The 2,589-nt window shown below is 50.8% G+C and carries 1 rRNA gene; it reads left to right on the top strand.

Annotated features, from left to right (window positions below):
- Positions 1–2,349: ribosomal RNA gene (locus tag NYF15_RS11385) — 23S ribosomal RNA — on the top strand; the annotation flags it as partial.
- Positions 2,350–2,589 lie beyond the last annotated feature (240 nt).

Raw genomic sequence — 2,589 nt, 5'->3', positions numbered from 1 at the left:
GGGTGACTGCGTACCTTTTGTATAATGGGTCAGCGACTTATATTTTGTAGCGAGGTTAACCGATTAGGGTAGCCGTAGTGAAAGCGAGCGTTAACTGCGCGTTGAGTTGCAAGGTATAGACCCGAAACCCGGTGATCTAGCCATGGGCAGGTTGAAGGTTGAGTAACATCAACTGGAGGACCGAACCCACTAACGTTGAAAAGTTAGGGGATGACCTGTGGCTAGGAGTGAAAGGCTAATCAAACCGGGAGATAGCTGGTTCTCCCCGAAATCTATTTAGGTAGAGCCTCGGACGAATACTTACGGGGGTAGAGCACTGTTAAGGCTAGGGGGTCATCCCGACTTACCAACCCTTTGCAAACTCCGAATACCGTAAAGTACTATCCGGGAGACACACGGCGGGTGCTAACGTCCGTCGTGAAGAGGGAAACAACCCAGACCGCCAGCTAAGGTCCCAAAGTCATAGTTAAGTGGGAAACGATGTGGAAAGGCCCAGACAGCCAGGAGGTTGGCTTAGAAGCAGCCATCCTTTAAAGAAAGCGTAATAGCTCACTGGTCGAGTCGGTCTGCGCGGAAGATGTAACGGGGCTAAACTATGCACCGAAGCTGCGGATTCAAACTTTGTTTGAGTGGTAGGGGAGCGTTCTGTAAGCCGTTGAAGGTGAACCGGGAGGTTTGCTGGAGGTATCAGAAGTGCGAATGCTGACATGAGTAACGATAATGCGGGTGAAAAACCCGCACGCCGGAAGACCAAGGGTTCCTATCCCATGTTAATCAGGGTAGGGTAAGTCGACCCCTAAGGCGAGGCCGAAAGGCGTAGTCGATGGGAAACGGGTTAATATTCCCGTACTTGGTATAATTGCGATGGGGGGACGGAGCAGGCTAAGCAAGCATGGCGTTGGTTGTCCATGTGAAAGTAAGTAGGTTGGTGACTTAGGAAAATCCGGGTTGCTAAGACTGAGATACGAGACGAGCCACCAAGGTGGTGAAGTTGCTGATGCCATACTTCCAGGAAAAGCCTCTAAGCTTCAGATTATACCGAATCGTACCCCAAACCGACACAGGTGGTCAGGTAGAGAATACTAAGGCGCTTGAGAGAACTCGGGTGAAGGAACTAGGCAAAATTGTACCGTAACTTCGGGAGAAGGTACGCTCCTATCTGTGATGAGATTTACTCTCTAAGCGGACGGGAGCCGCAGTGACCAGGTGGCTGGGACTGTTTATTAAAAACACAGCACTGTGCAAAATCGCAAGATGACGTATACGGTGTGACACCTGCCCGGTGCCGGAAGGTTAATTGATGGGGTTAGTTTTCGGACGAAGCTCTTGATCGAAGCCCCGGTAAACGGCGGCCGTAACTATAACGGTCCTAAGGTAGCGAAATTCCTTGTCGGGTAAGTTCCGACCTGCACGAATGGTGTAACCATGGCCACGCTGTCTCCACCCGAGACTCAGTGAAATTGAAATCGCAGTGAAGATGCTGTGTACCCGCGGCTAGACGGAAAGACCCCGTGAACCTTTACTACAGCTTGGCACTGAACATTGACCCTACATGTGTAGGATAGGTGGGAGGCTTTGAAGCAGAGACGCTAGTCTTTGTGGAGCCGTCCTTGAAATACCACCCTTGTAGTGTTGATGTTCTAACGTTGGTCCCTAATCGGGATTACGGACAGTGCCTGGTGGGTAGTTTGACTGGGGCGGTCTCCTCCCAAAGAGTAACGGAGGAGCACGAAGGTTGGCTAAGTACGGTCGGACATCGTACGGTTAGTGTAATGGTAGAAGCCAGCTTAACTGCGAGACAGACACGTCGAGCAGGTACGAAAGTAGGTCATAGTGATCCGGTGGTTCTGAATGGAAGGGCCATCGCTCAACGGATAAAAGGTACTCCGGGGATAACAGGCTGATACCGCCCAAGAGTTCATATCGACGGCGGTGTTTGGCACCTCGATGTCGGCTCATCACATCCTGGGGCTGAAGTCGGTCCCAAGGGTATGGCTGTTCGCCATTTAAAGTGGTACGCGAGCTGGGTTTAGAACGTCGTGAGACAGTTCGGTCCCTATCTGCCGTGGGCGTTTGAGAATTGAGAGGGGTTGCTCCTAGTACGAGAGGACCGGAGTGAACGAACCGCTGGTGTTCGGGTTGTCATGCCAATGGCACTGCCCGGTAGCTACGTTCGGAACTGATAAGCGCTGAAAGCATCTAAGCGCGAAGCAGGCCTCGAGATGAGTTCTCACTAGACTTTTAAAGTCTCTGAAGGGCCGTTGAAGACTACAACGTTGATAGGCAGGATGTGGAAGTGGTGTGAGCCATTAAGCTAACCTGTACTAATTACCCGTGAGGCTTAACCATACAACGCCAAACGCGTTTTATGATGACAGCGTAACAGACAGAAGTTAAGAAACTAAAGTAGACATTTACTTAAATCAGCATTCCAGATTTATGTAGGGTGAACCGCAACGCTTAACGCGAAATCAGTTCACCTTGCGCAAAGGACTCGTAAGCGCTACGCGCTTTATCGAGAATCCTTTCCACGTATTTTGCTTGGTGACAATAGCGTTTTGGACCCACCTGACCCCATGCCGAACTCAG

Source organism: Pseudoalteromonas sp. 68 DY56-GL68 (assembly GCF_041414825.1).
Classification (GTDB): Bacteria; Pseudomonadota; Gammaproteobacteria; order Enterobacterales; family Alteromonadaceae; genus Pseudoalteromonas.
The sequence above is the reverse complement of the archived record's forward strand: the minus strand, read 5'-3'. Positions and strand labels throughout refer to the sequence as shown.